The organism is Citrobacter sp. U14242 (assembly GCF_046555775.1).
Taxonomy (GTDB): domain Bacteria; phylum Pseudomonadota; class Gammaproteobacteria; order Enterobacterales; family Enterobacteriaceae; genus Citrobacter.
Window position 1 is genome coordinate 1 of record NZ_JBKGLW010000051.1, and the last position, 214, is coordinate 214.

Genomic DNA, 214 nt, shown 5'->3' on the forward strand with positions numbered 1-214 from the left:
AATCCGGCAGCGCTGATGCGGCGAAACTGGAGAAACAGACGGCTCAGCTGGCGGCCCTGGAGAAGGACAAAACCACGCTGACGAAGCAGATAGCGGATCTGAATAAGTCTGGCAGCGCTGATGCGGCAAAACTGGAGAAACAGACGGCTCAGCTGGCAGCCCTGGAGAAAGACAAGGCGGCGCTGACGAAGCAGATGACGGAGCTGAATAAGTC

At 57.5% G+C, this 214-nt stretch carries 1 protein-coding gene; it reads left to right on the forward strand.

Annotation, left to right across the window (positions count from 1 at the left end):
- On the forward strand, positions 1-214 hold a 214-nt coding region (locus tag ACLJXE_RS24400), incomplete at both ends, for a hypothetical protein (RefSeq protein ID WP_410752242.1).